The 18,648-nt window shown below is 46.0% G+C and carries 16 protein-coding genes; 2 read left to right on the forward strand and 14 right to left on the reverse strand.

The genetic code is table 11. From position 1 onward, the window contains the following. Nucleotides 1-115: 115 nt before the first annotated feature. From L0992_14635 to pilM, 13 genes are all read right to left on the reverse strand, one after another. Entirely contained in the window at nucleotides 116-2,710 is a 2,595-nt protein-coding gene (locus L0992_14635; protein ID XGB66913.1) for an ExeM/NucH family extracellular endonuclease, read from the reverse strand. 385 nt (nucleotides 2,711-3,095) lie between these two features. Further along, a complete protein-coding gene (trpS, locus tag L0992_14640) occupies nucleotides 3,096-4,112 on the reverse strand; it encodes a tryptophan--tRNA ligase (GenBank protein ID XGB66914.1) in 1,017 nt (338 codons plus the stop codon). A gap of 151 nt (nucleotides 4,113-4,263) precedes the next feature. Further along, a complete protein-coding gene (locus L0992_14645) occupies nucleotides 4,264-4,950 on the reverse strand; it encodes a phosphoglycolate phosphatase (GenBank protein ID XGB66915.1) in 687 nt (228 codons plus the stop codon). 118 nt (nucleotides 4,951-5,068) lie between these two features. Continuing rightward, nucleotides 5,069-5,743 carry a ribulose-phosphate 3-epimerase gene (rpe, locus tag L0992_14650; GenBank protein ID XGB66916.1) on the reverse strand — a complete coding sequence of 225 codons (675 nt, stop codon included), beginning with the start codon at nucleotides 5,741-5,743 and terminating at the stop codon, nucleotides 5,069-5,071. Nucleotides 5,744-5,947: 204 nt separating this feature from the next. Then, nucleotides 5,948-6,793 carry a Dam family site-specific DNA-(adenine-N6)-methyltransferase gene (locus L0992_14655; protein ID XGB66917.1) on the reverse strand — a complete coding sequence of 282 codons (846 nt, stop codon included), beginning with the start codon at nucleotides 6,791-6,793 and terminating at the stop codon, nucleotides 5,948-5,950. 69 nt (nucleotides 6,794-6,862) lie between these two features. Then, nucleotides 6,863-8,380, reverse strand: coding sequence for an AAA family ATPase (locus L0992_14660; GenBank protein XGB66918.1), 1,518 nt, complete (start codon nucleotides 8,378-8,380; stop codon nucleotides 6,863-6,865). A gap of 79 nt (nucleotides 8,381-8,459) precedes the next feature. Beyond that, the gene (gene aroB, locus L0992_14665; protein ID XGB66919.1) at nucleotides 8,460-9,548 is read right to left on the reverse strand and encodes a 3-dehydroquinate synthase; all 1,089 of its coding nucleotides are present in this window, start codon (nucleotides 9,546-9,548) and stop codon (nucleotides 8,460-8,462) included. Between the two features lie 25 nt (nucleotides 9,549-9,573). After that, a complete protein-coding gene (aroK, locus tag L0992_14670; GenBank protein XGB66920.1) occupies nucleotides 9,574-10,092 on the reverse strand; it encodes a shikimate kinase AroK in 519 nt (172 codons plus the stop codon). 176 nt (nucleotides 10,093-10,268) lie between these two features. Further along, on the reverse strand, nucleotides 10,269-11,987 hold the full coding sequence (locus L0992_14675; protein ID XGB66921.1) for a type IV pilus secretin PilQ family protein: 1,719 nt from the start codon (nucleotides 11,985-11,987) through the stop codon (nucleotides 10,269-10,271). A gap of 35 nt (nucleotides 11,988-12,022) precedes the next feature. Further along, nucleotides 12,023-12,541, reverse strand: a complete 519-nt coding sequence (locus L0992_14680) for a pilus assembly protein PilP (GenBank protein ID XGB68741.1) — start codon at nucleotides 12,539-12,541, stop codon at nucleotides 12,023-12,025. After that, a complete protein-coding gene (gene pilO / locus L0992_14685) occupies nucleotides 12,528-13,139 on the reverse strand; it encodes a type 4a pilus biogenesis protein PilO (protein XGB66922.1) in 612 nt (203 codons plus the stop codon). Before pilO ends, L0992_14680 begins: the two co-directional genes overlap by 14 nt. Further along, the gene (locus tag L0992_14690) at nucleotides 13,132-13,731 is read right to left on the reverse strand and encodes a PilN domain-containing protein (GenBank protein ID XGB66923.1); all 600 of its coding nucleotides are present in this window, start codon (nucleotides 13,729-13,731) and stop codon (nucleotides 13,132-13,134) included. Before L0992_14690 ends, pilO begins: the two co-directional genes overlap by 8 nt. Beyond that, complete coding sequence (pilM, locus tag L0992_14695; GenBank protein ID XGB66924.1) at nucleotides 13,715-14,740, reverse strand: type IV pilus assembly protein PilM; 1,026 nt, start codon at nucleotides 14,738-14,740, stop codon at nucleotides 13,715-13,717. The genes L0992_14690 and pilM overlap by 17 nt, the downstream gene beginning before the upstream one ends. Nucleotides 14,741-14,891: 151 nt before the next feature. On the opposite strand from pilM, the gene L0992_14700 reads away from it, so the two are divergent. Next, nucleotides 14,892-17,453, forward strand: coding sequence for a PBP1A family penicillin-binding protein (locus L0992_14700; GenBank protein ID XGB66925.1), 2,562 nt, complete (start codon nucleotides 14,892-14,894; stop codon nucleotides 17,451-17,453). 92 nt (nucleotides 17,454-17,545) lie between these two features. Here the strand turns inward: L0992_14700 and oxyR are convergent, their stop codons facing one another. After that, nucleotides 17,546-18,439: a DNA-binding transcriptional regulator OxyR gene (oxyR, locus tag L0992_14705; GenBank protein XGB66926.1), complete on the reverse strand. Its 894-nt coding sequence runs from the start codon at nucleotides 18,437-18,439 to the stop codon at nucleotides 17,546-17,548. On the opposite strand from oxyR, the gene L0992_14710 reads away from it, so the two are divergent. Continuing rightward, nucleotides 18,438-18,617, forward strand: a complete 180-nt coding sequence (locus L0992_14710) for a hypothetical protein (GenBank protein XGB66927.1) — start codon at nucleotides 18,438-18,440, stop codon at nucleotides 18,615-18,617. The two genes, oxyR and L0992_14710, sit on opposite strands and share 2 nt — an antisense overlap. Nucleotides 18,618-18,648: the final 31 nt, after the last annotated feature.

The following is an 18,648-nucleotide window of genomic DNA, read 5'->3' on the forward strand; positions in this document are numbered from 1 at the left end:
ACTGCATTTCGCCAATAATTAAGGCCAACCTAGGTTGACCTTAATTGTTTACAGATAGCCTTAAGTTATCTGAATTGGCTTGCTTGTATGGCTTGCCAATCTACTTACAATTTAGCTACTTGCGACGACGCCACATTGCTAGGCCAAACAATGACATCAATGCACCCAAGCCGAATGAACCGCCGACTCTGAGCTCAAGAACCGCAGGATCATGATCCGATGAACGGAAGTGATCTTGGTACTTAGGTAGATCGCCTTTGTACTCTTCGTTGTAGTCAAACAACGTCGATTCACCGCCGTTAATATGCCAATCCGTTGCATCCACCACCATGTCTTTCAGGCTGTCGCTGATCAACAGATGATCCAGTGCACCCACTTCGTCATTGTATGAGTAGCTCCAGCTATCTGGGTGCTTTTGAGCCACTGCATTAATGTAACCGTAGTTCTTAGTAATTACCGCACCGCTGTCACCAAACTGTTCAACACCATCAATATAAGTGTTACGAGCCGCTTTGATTTGCTTACCGTATTTCTCTTCAGAGTAATCCGTTAGCACCAGCATTGGATCTTCCATGCCGTACGAGTTCATATCACCCAGAATCACTTTATGGCCTTCAATGCCGTCTAGCGCTTCACCCAAAGCAACTGCCGCTGCTACACGGAAGTTCTCACATGAGCCTTGCTTGTCGGCATCAACTCCACCTTGACCGCCCTGCTCAACTGGTGCTGCATCTTCCCAACACTTAGAGCCTTTCGATTTAAAGTGGTTAATCGCTACGGTGAGTTTCTCTTTAGTGCCTTTAACTTTGAAGGTTGGCGCTAACGAGTCACGCTGGTAGTTCTTACCGTCTTCAATCACCTTACCTGAATCGTCTAACACCTCTGGTGCTTGCTGGCTTGGCATAGCGATAACGCGGCTGTCTTTGAGCTTAACTACCTTTTTACGGTAAATAACACCTGTTGTGATAACGTCGGTACCAATCGAGTCCATCTCGTCGGTTACGCCATCTTCATTTGAATCAACAGCGACAAACGTATAACGGTCTTTCTTACGCTCAATGCGATCATTCAGCTGGTTAACAAGCTGTTGAATAGCAGAACCTTCACCAAAGCCGTTGTTCTCAATTTCCATCAAACCAATGATGTCAGCGTCTAGACGAAGAATCGCGTTCACAATCTTTTCTTGCTGCATTTCAAACTCAGTGATGGTGTTCGCGCCACGGTTGTTGCCGTGCTGGTTCGCATCACCGCCAAATGGAGAGTTGAAGTAGTTCAATACATTGAAGGTCGCGATACGTAGGTCACCTTCATCCATGTCTGGCTTGTCGGTACGTGGGTCGTTACGAACGAAGTTTTCAGCCGAGATCTGGTTAGTCGCAATTAAACGGTATTCACCATAGCTGTATGTCAACACGCCTTCTAGACCAACAATGGTGTCATCGATACGGATGTAGTCTTCGGTCGAACCATCTTGGTCGATGTCGGTACGGCCAAAATCTGGGTAGAAAGGAACTTGGCCGTCACCCGCTTTTTGATCCGTTTCTACGAAAAGACGACGATCAGCGTTGTCTTCTGTTTGATGTTTCGCGTCATCAGAGCCCGCTGCGAAAAGCTGGTTAGGCTGCATGTTAATACGCTCATGGGCCAATACCATGTTGTTACGACGGCCTGCGTAGTCATAACCAAAGGTACGCGTCACACGCATATCAAGCGCTTCGGTTGTTTTCACCAACATACCTTCGTAACGTTCAAGCGTTGCAGCAAAGTTCTCATCACTGTCTAACGCTTCAATCGCCGTCGCTTCAGGGGCTTGTTGTTCACCCTGTTTTAGCCATTGATTGTTTTCAACTTTAAGCTGAGTGTGGCTGTAGTATTCTTGAACCTTACCTTTCACACACACCACATCGCCCGCAGCTAAATCTGAGCTTGACTGGTTGGTGTGAATAAATAGACCTTCAGAGGTGCTTGAATTGAAGTCATCCTCAAGCGCTTGCAGATAGAAGCCTTTGGTTAGGCCCGTTGTCACTGCGCTAACCACACCTTTTACGAAGTACTCATCGTCGGTGATGTACGGGTAGCCATCAATGAATGGTGATGTAGCGCCCTCACCTTGGATTTCTTGAATGGTGGTGAATACTGGGTCAGAGCCATCTTGCGTACAAGCGAAGGCTTCTGGCAGCTCCACACTGTCTAGTGAACCTAGTCCTTCAATGCTGTCTTTTGGTAGCGATACCCACTGTGAAGCGTCAAACGTCGCCGAAGGTGTTTGCTCAGCACGAACCAAGGTAACGTCTTTGCCCCAGTCCACATCACCCATCACACCAATCATATCCAGCACGCTTGAGTCTGAATTCAGGATAGCCAGTGGATCGTCGCCATTATGATTAGCCAATGAAGCATTGAGAATGTCAGCGACCGCCTTAATCTCATCACTGGCACTGGTATGAGCAACAACAAGCACCTCACCGGGCGCTAAAACGTGGCCATCTAAAGGTAAAGTGGCGCCCCATGATCCGTTGCCGTTCGCTGACTTAGCCAGTGAATAACCATCTAAATTAATGCTGCTATCGCCGTTATTGGCGATCTCAACCGCTTTGTTGTAGCTGCCGCCTTCCACATACTGTGAAATAAACAAATCAGCGTATGCGCTTGTGGTTAACAAGCTACCAATTGCCACTGCTAGCAATGAAGGTTTGTGTAAAAGAGCCATCCGTTTCACCTGAGTTCATTGATTTATAGTCACTGCCATCTATGGACAGTCATGTATTTTGTGGTAACTATCAGGTTTATTTATGAAAGGAATAAGTCAGTTGGCAAGAAAATGAGGAACTTATCACTTTGGAATCATCAATTGTTTGGCACGTTATATATTTCCAACATATATAGAAATGAGCATGAATTTATAAAGTTCAGAAGTGCTGAATAAGATCACCTGCACAGCATTTACATGATGGATATGCTAGCCAGATACTGCGTAAATTATCAATTCAAACAAGGAGTTCTCGAGGAAGGCAAATAGAATGGGCATTAAAAAGCCCAAAGTAAACAGAAGCTACTTTGGGCTCAAATTATCAAGCGAGTTGTTTTAGTTCACCCTATGGGCGAGTAACAAAACCTACTGCTTCGTATGCTTTTTTCAGTGTTACTGCAGCACGCTCAGACGCTTTTTCAGCACCCGCTTTCATTACTGCGTCCATGTAAGCACGGTCAGCACGGATACGGTGGTATTCAGCTTGAATCGGCTCAAGCATCTCAACCAATGCTGCGCCTACATCTTTCTTGAATGGGCCGTACATCTCAACGCCTTGGTACTGCGCTTCGATCTCTTCAAACGTTTTACCCGTCGCTGCTGAGTAAAGACCCATTAGGTTAGAGATACCCGCTTTGTTTTCCCAATCGTGAGCAATACGTGGTGGCGTTTCTGCATCAGTTTGCGCTTTGTTGATCTTCTTGATGATCGACTTAGGCTCTTCTAGCAGAGTAATCACGTTCTTACGGTTATCATCCGACTTAGACATCTTCTTAGTCGCATCTTGTAGGCTCATTACACGTGCATTCACGGTTGGAATGTAAGGTTCTGGCACTTGGAAGATTGGTGTTTCAGGGCCGTAGATGTTGTTGAAACGAGTGGCGATATCACGCGCTAGCTCTAGGTGTTGTTTCTGGTCGCTACCTACTGGCACTTGGTGAGCACCGTAAAGCAGGATGTCTGCAGCCATCAACACTGGGTAGTCGTATAGGCCTACGTTTACGTCGTTTGAGTGACGTGCAGACTTATCTTTAAACTGAGTCATACGGCTCAGTTCACCCATTTGTGTGTAACAGTTAAGAAGCCAACCAAGTTGAGCATGCTCTGGTACGTGTGACTGAACAAATAGCGTGCTCTTCTTTGGATCAACACCGACAGCAAGACAGATTGCTAATGCGTCTAGAGTCGCTTCATGCAGTGCTTTCGGATCTTGGCGAACCGTAATTGCGTGAAGGTCTACAACACAGTATTGGCAATCGTAATCATCTTGCATCTGTTGCCATTGACGTAGAGCACCCAAGTAGTTACCGATACTTAGTTCACCAGATGGTTGAACACCACTCAATACGATGGGCTTGCTCATGGTTTTAATTCCTTTGCTTATTCGCTAAGTTTATTGAACGCTTAGCTTCTTAACTTAAATATAGAAAAGCCGCACAGCTCTTTCTGCGCGGCTCATCCAGTGTACTCATTGATAAGTATTTTGCTAGTGGGTTCGCTAACTTTTGTACGCTTTATGCTGAAACTAGAACGACATCTAGTAATTGAGCAACGTTATCCGCCACATAGTCAGGGTTTGATACTGAAATTGGCTCACCGTGGTTGTAGCCGTAAGTCAGGCCAAACGAGTGACAACCCGCATTCTTCGCCGCTTTGATGTCGTTGCTTGAATCACCAACCATCAGCATATCTTCCGCTTTTACGTTGTGCTTTTCTAGCAACCAGTTCAGCGCGACTGGGTTTGGTTTTTTCTCTGGAAAAGAGTCGCCGCCCAAGACATCAACAAAGTACTTATCGATACCGTGTTGCGCCAGAACGTCGGGTACAAACTTCGATGGCTTGTTAGTCACAAGCGCCATAGTAAAGCCCGCTTTATGTAGCTCAGCCAGCGTCTCTTTTACTGATGGGTAAAGGTGGCTCAGCTTGTGACCGCCCTGTTCGTAAAAATCATCAAACAAGATGCGCGCTTTCTTCAGCAGCTCAGGCTCTAGGCTTGGGTCCACAGTTAGATCACGGCTTAATGAACGACCGATAAGCACGTCAGCACCATTGCCAACATAGTCGCGAACTTGTTCTTCACTCACTGAAGGGAAACCCAGCTCCTGACAAGCTTGGTCAGCGGCAACAGCCAAATCAGGCACGCTGTCTAACAAGGTTCCATCCAAATCAAAGGCGATCAGTTTTATTGAGCTTAATGACATCTTACTTTCCTATTAATTATATTCGTCTTATGTGTTGAGCAATAAGACGTAAAAAAGGGGCCAATGAGCCCCTTTATCTAAATTTTTGATTTTAGGTCAACTGACCCTAGTTCTACTTTTATGCGTTAACTTTTGCAAGCTCTGCACGCATCTCATCAATCACTTCTTTGTAATCTGGTTGATTGAAGATAGCTGAACCCGCAACGAACATATCCGCGCCCGCTTCTGCGATTTCACGGATATTATCAACCTTTACGCCACCATCAATCTCAAGGCGAATGTCACGGCCTGACTCATCAATTAGCTTACGAACTGCACGTAGCTTATCTAGCGTGTGAGGAATGAAAGATTGACCGCCGAAACCTGGGTTCACAGACATCAGTAGAATCATGTCTACTTTATCCATGATGTAATCTAGGCAAGACAGAGGCGTTGCAGGGTTAAGAACGACACCCGCTTTACAGCCGTGTTCTTTGATGAGCTGTAGAGTGCGATCGATGTGCTCTGATGCTTCAACGTGGAAGGTAATCATTGATGCGCCCGCTTTTGCAAACTCAGGCACAATGCTGTCGACCGGTTTAACCATTAGGTGAACATCGATAGGAGCAGTAATACCGTAGTCGCGCAGCGCTTTACAGATAGGCGCGCCAAAAGTCAGGTTAGGTACGTAGTGGTTGTCCATCACATCGAAGTGCACAACATCAGCACCAGCTGCCAACACTTTTTCTACGTCTTCACCAAGACGAGCAAAATCTGCAGACAAAATCGATGGAGCGATTAGAAAATCTTTCATACCAAACCTCTTAAGAGTGAGTAAATTGCGAATGTCACCGCCTTGGTGCTCTCTCATACACAAATACAAGACTCAAGCCCAAGACTATTTGGTGTGCAATTCTACCTAAGCACCTAAGCAGATCCTAGCAGTTCGAAAGATTAGTTTAAGAAAGTATCCGTTGGTCACTCAATTTAATGAATTTGGAGGTTATTCTGACCAGACCTATTCCGTTAATGTGTGTTGCTGGTTTTTCTCTTTATGGAAAAGCGCCAGTAACTCATCAACTTTATTACGCCCAGCACCATTACGGCTGATGGTGCGCTTCACCTTCACCACGTTCAGTTCCGCACCATGATATAAGCGACGCGTTAGTGTCGTATCGTGGTTTGAAATCAAAACAGGAATACCACGTTCCATTGCGGCTTTTTCAGCGACATCAGCCAAAGCTGCCTGATCATCTAAGCTGAAGCCATTACCTGCGTAAGAGGTAAAGTTAGCGGTATTCGATAGCGGAGCGTACGGAGGATCACAGTAAACCACGCAGCCTTTGCGAGCACGGCTAAAGGTTTCATGATATCCCTCACAGACGAAGGTGGCCTTTTTCGCTTTCTCAGCAAAAAACTCCAGCTCGGCTTCTGGGAAGTAAGGTTTTTTGTAAGAACCAAACGGAACGTTAAAACCGCCCTTCTTGTTGTATCGACACAAGCCATTAAAGCCAAAGCGGTTCATATACAAGAAGGCAAGCGAACGATACATGACGTTGTCGGTATCGTTGAACTGAGCACGAATATCTAGAAAGGCTTCTTTGCGGTTGTTCTCAGGGCAGAACCAGCGCTTCGCTTCCGTGATATAGGTTTCAGGATCGGTTTTAAGTAGATTGTACAGGTTGATAAGATCGGGATTGATGTCTGCAAGCAGGTACTGTTCAAAGTCAGTATTCAGGAATACTGAGCCGGCACCGACAAACGGTTCTACCAATTTACGAGCAGGTGGCAGGTGACGTTGGATGTCTTCAACTAGGCCATATTTACCACCAGCCCATTTTAGAAAGGCACGCTGCTTTTTCATTTACTGCTCTATCTATCAACTCAAAAATAAGGCTGCGGAATGTAACATATTTTGAGGCTAAGCTCAGGGTTATTTCGCACGTTCTATCTCTCGATGCACTTGATTCATCGATTTTGCCCAAGGTTCCAACTGTTGAAGGGGTTTTGATAACGCACTTACCGCGTCTCTCGCCACTTGAATCGTTGGGTAATCTTGATAAGTGATGATAAACCACTTGATGTCGTTGCGAAGTGTTGGGTAAATACGAACCTTGTTCTCAAGGTCATACTCTTCAATGAAAGATTGCACATCCTCCAATGAGGTCATCGCACTCAACTGCAAGGTATACGCGCGTGGCGAGATAGCTTGTAACTCTTCACGAGCAAATGAGAAGGTAATCTTTTTGGTCGGTGGCGTAGAATCAGTTAGTTCTGATTCTTCATCGACTGTTGGTTGTGGCTCGGCTTGTGCAGAATCAGGTTGTGCGCTAACCGCTGCCCCTGTGTTTTCCTCAACTGCCGCGTCAATCGCGCTGGTATCGGCACTTTCAGGCTTATCATCAAGCAGAGCATCAACCACGTCAGAGGTGATCACAACACGTTGCTGATCTTGCTCGACTTCCCCAACACTCGCTGTATCTTCAACGACAGTCGGTGGCAGAGACGAACTGTCATCATCCGCACCTTGGTAACTCATGTCGGTTTCAGCTTCAGAATCAACAGATCCATCAACGCCAGTTTGTTCAGTGCCACTTTCCACTTCAAAGGTTGGAATAGCGGTCTGTTCAATCGGTGCAATAAGCGACTGCGCTTTATCGTCTGGTGTTGGCTGACTGAACATCCACCAATAACCACCACCAATTAACAACAGCAACAAGGCCACCACAATCGCGATATTGATTGGTGAGCCAATGATTGAGCGAATAATAATCCTTTTTTCCACTTTCAATTCTCCTAAAGCCATTAACTCGCCGGGCAGAGGTTGCGCTTTATTAAACGCACGTCGCACGCGAGTTTCAGACTCATCATCAACATATCGAATCACCAGTGATTCAAAGAAATGTTCAGCTTCTGGTTGCGAAAGGTCATCGATTTCAAGGTCGATAGGCTTGTGTGGTTGGCCGTAACTCAGACGTGTTAATAGCGTGTCTAAGTGACCCGTATCCGAGAAGAGAACGATATTGATCGTCCATTGAGGGTTTGATTGAGCTTCCAGTACCAACATCCATAATTCGGATACCAATAGCTCAGAAAGTCGTTGGGCATCATCAACGACGATAACCACACTGCACGGCTCTCCATCCAGTAACCGAGTGAGGCTATCAGATAAAGAGTCATGCTGATTAAAGAGTGGATCTGAAACAATTTGGCTAAGAATAAGCGCGCGGCGTTGTTGATCGTCTTGGCTTGGGTGACAAAGCAGTAAGCACTGATTTTTTTCTGTCGACCACGCTTCAAGATAACGCTGAACTAACCAAGAACGGCCCGAGCCAGTTTTACCAGCAACCGTGACTAGGTTTGAACCAAAGTTAGTCAAAAGCTGTAAGCGCTCTAGCAGCTCAACTTGAGATTCTAACTCTAATACTCTTAATTCATGAGCCAAACTCATTGGGGATCCCTACTGATAAGATCGATCAGTAAAACGCTTCAGTTGCCTAGAGTTTAACTAGGCAACCTCACAACCAAATTTAAAGAGTACGGCAGAAATCAATCGCTTGTTTAATGATGTCTTGAGGCACATCAGCGACCACTTCAGCAGTACCAATACTTGTTGGCAATACCAAACGTAACTGACCAGACAGCACTTTTTTATCACGCATCATGTGCTTCATAAAGTCTTCAAAAGACATGCTTTCTGGCGTATGGATTGGCAGTTTCGCATTCTTGAGTATAGAAATAATTCGCTCAAGTTGCTGCTGAGAGATCAGTCCTTGTAATTGCGCCGTTTTCGCTGCCATTACAGTGCCTGATGACACAGCTTCACCATGTAGCCAATTACCATAGCCTAGTTCTGCTTCGATCGCATGACCAAATGTATGACCTAGGTTCAATAACGCTCTGATTCCTGACTCTTTTTCATCTAGAGCTACCACTTCTGCCTTAATTGCACAACAACGAGCAATTGCGGTAATCAGTGCCTCTTCATCAAGTTGATAAAGTTTCTCTAGATTCTGTTCCAACCAATCAAAGAAGGCTTCATCGTAAATGATGCCGTATTTTATCACCTCAGCAATACCCGCTGCAAACTCACGCTCTGGAAGCGTTGATAAACAGTTAGTATCGATGATGACAGATTTCGGTTGGTAAAAAGCGCCGATCATATTCTTACCAAGGGGATGGTTTACTGCAGTTTTACCACCTACAGAAGAGTCCACTTGAGAAAGAAGTGTCGTTGGGATTTGAATGAAATCAATACCGCGCTGGTAACAAGAAGCAGCAAAACCGACCAAGTCACCGATAACACCACCACCTAAAGCAATCACCACCACATCGCGGCTGTAATTTCCTTCAAGCATGTAGCTCATCACTGAATTGAACGTTTCAAGGGTTTTGTACTGTTCACCGTCTGGCAACTCTAAAAGAGAAGTCTGACAGCCAACTTGATCCAATAGCGATAAAATTTTATCAGCATAAAGAGGCGCTACTGTCACATTACTGATAACAACAACTTTCTGTTTGCCTGATAAAAAAGAAAGGTACGCCGGGTCTTCAAATAACCCGGCGCCAATAGAGATTGGGTAGCTACGCTCAGCTAGATTGACCGTAATCCGTTCCATGGGTTTGCTCTCCGAAAAAATGAACTTAACGTTCTTCTAGCATTTTTACGATCTGGTTGGCTACCACTTTTGCACTTTGGTCGTCAGTACGAACTGTGTAGTCCGCCACTTCTTCGTATAGTGCGTTGCGAGATACAGCTAGATCTTCTAGCACATCACGCGGGTTGTCTGTTTGAAGTAGAGGGCGTTTCTTGTCGCGGTTAGTGCGAGCAAGTTGCTTTTCAATTGTTGTCTCTAGGTATACAACAATGCCTCGTGCAGATAGACGGTTACGGTTTTCTTTGCTCAGCACTGAACCACCGCCTGTCGCAAGAACAATACCTTGTTCTTCTGTCAGATCGTTGATTACAGATTCTTCGCGCTTACGGAAACCATCTTCGCCCTCAACATCAAAAACCCATGCGATGTCTGCGCCAGTGCGCTCTTCGATCACAGTGTCAGAGTCTAAAAACTCCATATGAAGTTGGGAAGCTAGGTGTCTACCAATTGTACTTTTGCCGGCGCCCATTGGGCCAACAAGAAAAATATTGCGTTTCTCAGCCATGTTTTTAGCAGTAATTTACAACGTTAATTCAATGACATCGCCACAAGGTAGGTCAGTACAAGTACTGAAATTAAAAGGCCCGTGGCACCGATTCCTCACAGATAATTCGTGATAAGACCCGAAATTATCAAGGTTAGGTGCCACTAATGCAACTTTATTTTTAATCTAATTGTTCATTACTGAATCACAACTTTAGGCGTGACAAAAATAAGCAGTTCACTTTTGCCCACATTTTCGTAGCTGCGACGGAACAATGCACCTAACAAAGGTAGGTCTCCCAACACAGGAACTTTATCGACTGTGCTGCTCACGCTGTGTTGAAATATCCCACCAAGAACGACCGTTTCACCATTATTAACAAGCACTTGCGTGCCTATTCTTTGGGTATCTATCGCGACCGCTTCCCCAGTTCCGGTTTTTACCACTTGTCCGGGTCTATCTTGAGTCACACTCAAATCCAATACCAAGCGATTGTCGGGCGTGATCTGCGGCGTCACTTTAAGGCTCAATACCGCTTTCTTAAATGCGACCGACGTTGCACCACTTGAAGAGGACTCTAAGTAAGGAATTTCAGTACCTTGCTCAATATAAGCGGGCTTTTTATTGGTGGTGATTAAGCGTGGGCTAGAAATGATCTCAGCTTTCGACTCTTGTTGCAGTGCCGACAGCTCAAGGTCGAGCAGCGTATCCGAGCCAAGCTTGGCCACCTGAAAGGCAATACTCGATGCATTCGGCGATGTCGCCCCCAAGTTAACATTGAGGTAGTCATCAATCACACTATTGCCGCCATCATCGTCATACGGCGTGATTTGTGATGGATGATTACCTTCTATTGAACCACCAACAGTGAAGCTTCCGTTGGTCGAGGATACACCCCAGCGCACACCAAGCTCATCAAGATTACCTTCAGTGACGGTCACGATACGCGCCTCTATTTGCACCTGCTTCACTGGGATATCCAAGGATTCAATAATGCCTCTTATCACGGCAATGTTCTCTTCCAACTCACGGATCAACAAAGAGTTGGTGCGCTCATCAATGGTAATAGAGCCCCTATCAGACAACATACTCACCGCACCCTCACCGCCAATCATGTCAGCGATGTCGGTGGCTTTAGCAAAGTTGATCTTGATGATTTCCGACTTGAGCTCTCCCAACTCCTCTTCCAAACGAGATTTCTCGAGCGCTTGCTGCTCTCGAAGATCCAACTCAGCTTTCGGCGCAACCAAGATGACATTGCCATCCACGCGCTTATCCAATCCTTTAACTTGCAAGATAATGTCGAGAACTTGCTGCCAAGGTACGCCATCTAAACGTAAAGTCAGGTTACCCGCGACCGAGTCAGACACGACAAGGTTGAAGTCGTTATAGTCAGCGATCAACTGAAGGACGTTTCGTACTGGGATATCTTGGAAGTTAATTGAGATCAGCTTGCCCTCTTTCTCTAGGATGCTTTTCTCAGCGGTCGTTTCATCGATAACCGGCTTACTGATCACCACCTCAATGAAGCGACCTTTTAGGTTGTATTCATACTGGTAGTCATTATTGATGGTCGCGAGGAGCCGAGTGCTCGGTGTCTCTTTATAGACTTCAATCCCTTCAACTAAGGTGGCGAAATCTTTCACATCCAGAAGGTAGAGTTTGTCGTCATCAACCTGAGTGTTAAGTAACTCTATACTTAAGCCTTCCTGAGCACGCTGCACATCGACCACCGCGGTACTGGTGGCTAATTCAATAATGATGACGGCGTCTTTATCCTTATTAACCCTAAAATCAATATTCTCTAATTTATTAGGCAAGCTCTCTGCGTGGCTGAGTACGCTAAAAACCAACATCACAGACACAGCAAAACCTTGTAGAGCCTTGCTCACTAATCCACTTATTCCTTTATTCATATTTACATCTCATATCCACATCATGTGACATTGGTTTACTTCAGAGCCAGCCTAACGTTGCGCTTATGCCAACAACCTAAGCCATCTGGAAGAGTTTCATTAATCTGAACGTACTGGCTCGTCACCTTAGTAACTCGGCCATTGTTTAGGCCGATAAACTGGCCTTTCTTGACGTTTACCACGTTGCCTTTCGGTGTTTGCACTAGCCCAAATACACTTGACCCACTGCCCATCACGCCTCTTAAACGCAACTTGCTAAGTGGGTACTTCTCTAGCTTTCCGTTACGAGAGCGAGCGCTAGGTTGCCAACAGTCTTTCTTAACCAAAGGCTGGTTTTGCACAATGGCTTCTTTGGGAAGTTCAAAGGGAGGACGAAAAGCTCGGCGCTGATAAGTCGCAGCCAAGAACTCAGTCGCAGGGACAAGTTGCTCAACGTCTTTTCTCGCCTTGGCTTCAACCTGCACTACAAAGTCTTCGAGTGAATCTTGATTGGCTTTGCAGCCTGACAGCACAAGCAGCAACACGATTGAGTAGAGCACGCTATTGGGTTTCATCATTGACCTCCGATTTAAACTGGTAGGTATAAGCTCGAACCCTAAAGTGCAGCGTGCTGCTTTCTTGGCTGACTCGCTGCCAGTTCACATCATCAAAGCTAATGATGCGCGGTAGCTTGGCGATGGCCGCAGAGAAGTCGCCAATCTCATGGTAGTCACCCGTCAGTTCGATATTGAGCGGTAAACGAAAGAGAAACTCCTTGTTCTGCTTTTGCCCCCAATCGATTCGAGTGAAGGTCAGCGAATTATCTAAGCCGAGTTCATTCACAGACGCCAACATACTGGCCAGTTCTTTTTGAACCGGCAGCTGCTCCAACAAATAATCGTAGCGACTGGTTAGTTCATCTAACTGGCTCTGCAATTTAGGTAAGGCCGCAACCTTATTGGCCTTTATTCGCAAGGTCGTCTTTAAGGTTTGTTCTTGCTGCTTCATCTGTTGCAGTTCATCGTCGAGTGGCAACACATAAAGCCAAGTGCCGACACCTTGGATTAATATCATCAACACCAGAATGACTAGAAGCTGAGGCAGCAACGGCCACTCGGTTATCTCATCGATATCAAGATCTTGTAGACTCATCATGCTTTGAAAGCTAGCCATGGTTAGCCCCCTTGCCTTTTCTATGTGCGGTCGTGCCCTCTAATGACACTGGACTGAACACAAAAGAGACCTTGAAGGTCTGAAACTCTTTATTGAAGCGCTTGCGGTTATGAACGATAGAGTGCATCTCGACCCCTTCCAGAGAATCAGATCGTTCTAGGTTGTCCAACATAGTGGCGAGACGAGCCGTACTGTCACTGATGCCCGACATTTCTATCTCTTGACCATTCATCTTTATCTTGTCGACATACACCCCCTCAGGAATCAGCTCTGGCATCAGGTTCATGAAGTCGGTGGTCTTATTGCGGCCAAGCTGCAGAGACTCCACCACATCCAGTCGAGTGAGAATGGCTTTATGCTCTTGTTCCGCGACTCTTAAAGACTGAATCTGTCGGTCGAGCTCAGCGATGTATTGATTGAGATAGTTGAGGCGCGCTTGCTGCTTGGCTTGTTGGTCGTGAAAATAGTTACCGACCGCCCATTGCCCACCAAGCGCAATGATGACACCGAGAATGACTAGATGAACAAAACGCTTTTTGTGCTGAGCACGAATCTCATCACGCCAAGGCAGCAGGTTAATTTGATGCAACATGCTTTTCTCCCTGCCACTTGAGTCCACTCATCGCCATACCCGCGGCAATGCCAAAGTGTTGCCAGTCCATGGGCAGTCGACGTCGCTTCGCCACTTTGTTCTCAAACAGAGATAAAGGATTAAGCGACTCACAGCTCAACTGAAAATGGCGCTCTAGCTCTTCAGTAACCATCGGGATGCTAGCTCCCTCGCCCATTAACCAGATTCCTGAAATAGGCTGAAGTGCATTGACTGAAGAATAGAGCTGCAACTGACGCTTGAGCTTTTCGATCAAATTGACAATAAATCGGTGGGTATCTTCAGCCGTGCCGAACACGCCTTCTATATCACTCGGGTTATCCGAGCTGCGAAGATCTTGAGTGCCAAAGGCGATATCTTTATAAAAAGGTGCTGAACTCTGCGGGATAACCCCTAGCGAGGTTTGGTCGATTCCAACATCCACCAGCAACCAGTTCTTCTTATCGGGATACAAGCGCGAAGCCAATTGCCAGATATTAAGCAGCCCGTGAGCCTGCGTATCCACGACCACAGGTTTAAAGCCTGCTTTAGTTAGCGCATCAGCTCGGCTATCGACCACTTCCTTGCGAGTGGCATACACTTGATAACTGCTTGTCGATCCTTTACCAAATCGTTTGTCTTCCAGCTTTACAAAATCTAAACTCAGCTCCTCGATAGGAAAGGGAGACTGGTGAGCAAAGGTTTGATAGATCGAAAACTCTTTTTCTCTGTCTTCTAACTCACTCTCTATTTGCAGTACTTTGCTGATCACTGTGTTATCTGGTACCGAAATGGCGACGTTGCGACAGCCAAAAGGCAGTCCTTTCCTAAGTTCTTTGAGTTTCTTAACAGTTTTCTGATACTCCAAAGTATGGTTAGCTGTAAAAATGTCGTCCGAAATCGGCAGCTCTTTGTATCCCACTAGGGCATACAACTCCCCCACGGGTTTTAGTACCACGGCTTTGATGCTGTGATGATTTATATCTATACCTGTAATTAATGATGAACCCATGTGACCTAGCTCCTGAAGTGCCAAGCATTTCGTTGATTATCTAGGGGTTGTGATTATTAGTTAAATAAGCGTTAATAAACGAAAGCTAAGTTTTTAGCCTAGAGTACAAGGGTTTGCTGCTTATCAGCCTTAACTAATCAGGGATTATCCGGTGAAGTTCATAAAGCGATTATTCATATTTACATTGATTTGCATGATTCTTGGAGTCAGTACAATTTTCGGGTTTTATTATTACGTAAAACCAGAGTTGCCTGATGTTGCCACTTTGCGCGACGTAGAACTCCAAACGCCGATGCAAGTCTTCAGTCAAGACGGTAAGTTGATCTCTCAATTTGGTGAAAAGCGTCGTAATCCAGTCACTTATGACGAGATTCCTCGCCACTTAGTTGAGGCTTTGATTGCTACCGAAGATAGCCGTTTCTACGAACACCCAGGTATTGACCCAATCGGTATTACTCGTGCAGCGATCGTGGTTGCTATGTCGGGTTCTGCTAAACAAGGTGCGAGTACCATTACTCAGCAGCTTGCGCGTAACTTCTTCTTATCTAATGAGAAAAAGATCATGCGTAAGATTAAAGAGATCTTCATTGCGATCCACATTGAGCAACTGCTTAGCAAAGAAGAGATCATGGAGCTGTACGTAAACAAGATCTTCCTTGGTCACCGTTCATATGGTTTCGGCGCAGCAGCGCGTGTTTACTTCGGTAAAGATCTTCCGGATCTAACCCTGAGTGAGTTAGCTACGCTTGCGGGTATGCCAAAAGCACCATCGACAATGAACCCAATCTACTCTGTTGAGCGTGCGACCAACCGTCGTAACGTTGTATTACGTCGTATGTTGGACGAGAAATACATCACTCAAGCAGAGTTTGATGAAGCTCGCAGTGAAGAGCTTATCTCGAAGTACCACGGTGCAGAGATTGAACTCAGCGCGCCGTATGTTGCAGAAGTTGCACGTGCTTGGATGGTCGAACGCTATGGCGAAGCCGCTTATACATCAGGCATGAAGGTCTACACGACCGTTGATTCAAAACTACAGAAAGCAGCGAACCAAGCCGCGATTAAGAACCTGCTTGGCTACGATGAGCGTCACGGCTACCGTGGTGCTGAAAAAGTCTTATGGCAAACCGAGCAATCGGCTTGGGACCAAGACGAAATCGTTAAACACCTTAAGTCTCAGCCAACCTATGGTGACCTAGTCCCTGCGGTTGTGACTTCAGTTGATTCGAAAAGCGCTCAGGTTTGGGTTAAAAACCAAGGCGAAGGCACAATTGAATGGCAAGGTATGAACTGGGCACGTAAGTTCCTAACAGACGACCGTCAAGGCCCTGCTCCTTCGCAAGCAAAAGAGATTCTTGCTGTTGGTGAGCAAGTTTGGGTTCGCCATGAAGCCGTCACAGGCGACGAAGTTTCTGAAGAGCCGACAGAAGAGTCAGCGACAGCAGAATCGGAAACACCTGTTGTTTGGCGTCTAAGCCAAGTGCCCAATGCAAACACTGCATTTGTGGCAATGAACCCGAACAACGGTGCAGTATTGTCGATGGTGGGTGGCTTCAACTTCGTACACAACAAATTCAACCGTGCGACGCAATCTATTCGTCAAGTGGGTTCTGGTATCAAACCATTTATCTATTCAGCAGCGATTGAGAAAGGCTTAACACTGGCTTCACTGATCAACGATGCACCGATTAACCAATGGGATAAGAGCCAAGGTACGGCATGGCGACCAAAGAACTCGCCACCAACCTACGTTGGCCCGACTCGTTTGCGTATTGGCTTAGCTCAATCGAAAAACGTAATGGCGGTACGTGTGCTGCGTGAAGTTGGTTTAGATGACACTCGTAACTACCTAACTCGTTTCGGCTTTGATATTGATGAAGTGCCTCGTTCTGAGACTATTGCGCTTGGTGCTGGTAGCTTAACGCCAATGAAAGTAGCACAAGGTTACTCAGTATTCGCGAATGGTGGTTACTACGTTGAACCTTTCTACATCAGCCGCGTTGAGACACCATTTGGTGAAACTGAGTTTGAAGCAACACCGAAAGTTGTGTGTAAAGAAGATTGCAAACAGACTATTACCGCAGATCCAATGGCGGATGAGTTTGCCGAACAAGACGTTGACGCTGAAGTGCAGTACGCACCTCAAGTTATCTCTGAGCAGAACGCTTTCCTTGTTCGTGAAATGATGTACAGCAACATCTGGGGTGGCGGTGACTGGAGTGCGGGTACGGGTTGGAATGGAACAGGCTGGCGTGCTCAACCATTGAAGCGTCGTGACATTGGTGGCAAGACCGGTACGACCAACGACTCGAAAGATACTTGGTACAGCGGTTACGGCCCTGGCATGGTTGCAACGGTATGGGTTGGTTTTGATAACCACAACCGCAACCTAGGTCGCACTAAAGCGAACTCTAACCTTGGTAAAAACCAGATTACTGGTGCAGAAGCTGGCGCAAAAACAGCAGAACCTGCATGGGTTGATTTCATGGGTACTGCACTCGCAGGCGTTCCTGCTGAGCGTAAAGAGATTCCGGAAAACATCGTCCGCGTTCGTATTGACCGTGATACTGGCTTACTGACCAACAAGTTCGATAGCTCATCAATGTTCGAGTACTTCGAGAAAGGCACTGAGCCTACTGAGTACATCACTGAACGTTTCAATGATGATATCTACTCCACCTCTTCAGGTGAAACGGTAGAAGAACTGTTCTAGATAGTTTTTTGAACCTAACGACATGAGCAAATAAAAAGGGTTGATATGAATTCATATCAACCCTTTTTTGTATCTGCTATACGGAGATGAAGCTAAACGACCTTTTCCAATTGAGTGCGAATAGTCTCCGCCAGTTGCTCAAAGCGTCCTTTCAATGGAGAGCCCGGACGGTATGCAACCACAATACGACGTGAAGGTGTTGGGTTCACCGCAGGCACGTAACACACACCGTCTTTCTGCTTCTCTTTCGGTACTGATAACTGTGGAAGCAAAGTAATACCCGCCCCTGCTGCCACCATATTTCGTAGCGTTTCTAGGCTGGTCGCTTTAAAGCGCTCGTCATCTTTTGCACCTGCAGCAAAACAGAAGCCTAATGCTTGGTCTCTTAAGCAGTGACCATCACCCAGCGCCAGTACTGTCTGCCCATTTAACTGCAACATATCGACGCTGTCTTGTTGAGCCCACTCATGGTCACACGGCACGGCAACACTTAACGGCTCGTCATACACATCAATCTCTTTGAACACCGCGGTTTCATCGACCGCAGCCAGTACCAAGCAATCAAGCTTGCCATCTTCTAACTGACTTACCAATTGATGAGTTTGCGCTTCATGCAGGTAGAGCTCTAGCTCAGGAAAGCTCTCTTTCAGATGAGGAACAATCTTAGGCAAAATGTAAGGGCCAACCGTCGGAATAAAACCAATGTGCATCGGCCCAGTCATTGCTTCGCCGTGTCCACTCGCCATATCTTTAAAGGTCTTCACCTCGTTGAGAATGCGCTTGGCTTGCTCAACAAGTTGTAACCCTGATTCTGTAAATATCACCTTCCTTGGGCTACGCTCGGTTAACTGAAGTCCGATTTCATCTTCGAGTTTGCGTATTTGACCGCTCAGTGTGGGCTGACTTACAAAGCACGCTTCTGCCGCTTTTCGGAAGTGTTTGTGCTCTGCGAGCGCCACCAAGTATTCAAAGTCACGAATGTTCATGATCAGTCTCTTACCTCAGGTTTTAATAAGAACAAGGGTTTTCATAGCAACATTTAAAAGAAAAATGCTCTTGATAGAATTTACCTATCAAAACCATAACATCAAACGATTAGAGCTATCAAAGAATTTATCTAATAATGGGCTCAACAAAACGAAACAGAGCAACGAAAAACGTTAAGCTCTAATAGAACAAAATTAAAAATACTATT

Origin of the sequence: Vibrio pomeroyi, from assembly GCA_041879425.1 — a bacterium.
In the GTDB taxonomy this organism is placed as follows: domain Bacteria; phylum Pseudomonadota; class Gammaproteobacteria; order Enterobacterales; family Vibrionaceae; genus Vibrio; species Vibrio pomeroyi_A.

Excerpts from the sequence above, each read along its gene's own strand:
- L0992_14635 (XGB66913.1), bottom strand. The coding sequence starts at position 2,710 with ATGGCTCTTTTACACAAACCTTCATTGCTAGCAGTGGCAATTGGTAGC.
- trpS (XGB66914.1), bottom strand. The coding sequence starts at position 4,112 with ATGAGCAAGCCCATCGTATTGAGTGGTGTTCAACCATCTGGTGAACTA.
- L0992_14645 (XGB66915.1), bottom strand. The coding sequence starts at position 4,950 with ATGTCATTAAGCTCAATAAAACTGATCGCCTTTGATTTGGATGGAACC.
- rpe (XGB66916.1), bottom strand. The coding sequence starts at position 5,743 with ATGAAAGATTTTCTAATCGCTCCATCGATTTTGTCTGCAGATTTTGCT.
- L0992_14655 (XGB66917.1), bottom strand. The coding sequence starts at position 6,793 with ATGAAAAAGCAGCGTGCCTTTCTAAAATGGGCTGGTGGTAAATATGGC.
- L0992_14660 (XGB66918.1), bottom strand. The coding sequence starts at position 8,380 with ATGAGTTTGGCTCATGAATTAAGAGTATTAGAGTTAGAATCTCAAGTT.
- aroB (XGB66919.1), bottom strand. The coding sequence starts at position 9,548 with ATGGAACGGATTACGGTCAATCTAGCTGAGCGTAGCTACCCAATCTCT.
- aroK (XGB66920.1), bottom strand. The coding sequence starts at position 10,092 with ATGGCTGAGAAACGCAATATTTTTCTTGTTGGCCCAATGGGCGCCGGC.
- L0992_14675 (XGB66921.1), bottom strand. The coding sequence starts at position 11,987 with ATGAATAAAGGAATAAGTGGATTAGTGAGCAAGGCTCTACAAGGTTTT.
- L0992_14680 (XGB68741.1), bottom strand. The coding sequence starts at position 12,541 with ATGAAACCCAATAGCGTGCTCTACTCAATCGTGTTGCTGCTTGTGCTG.
- pilO (XGB66922.1), bottom strand. The coding sequence starts at position 13,139 with ATGGCTAGCTTTCAAAGCATGATGAGTCTACAAGATCTTGATATCGAT.
- L0992_14690 (XGB66923.1), bottom strand. The coding sequence starts at position 13,731 with ATGTTGCATCAAATTAACCTGCTGCCTTGGCGTGATGAGATTCGTGCT.
- pilM (XGB66924.1), bottom strand. The coding sequence starts at position 14,740 with ATGGGTTCATCATTAATTACAGGTATAGATATAAATCATCACAGCATC.
- L0992_14710 (XGB66927.1), top strand. The coding sequence starts at position 18,438 with ATGATCAGTCTCTTACCTCAGGTTTTAATAAGAACAAGGGTTTTCATA.
- oxyR (XGB66926.1), bottom strand. The coding sequence starts at position 18,439 with ATGAACATTCGTGACTTTGAATACTTGGTGGCGCTCGCAGAGCACAAA.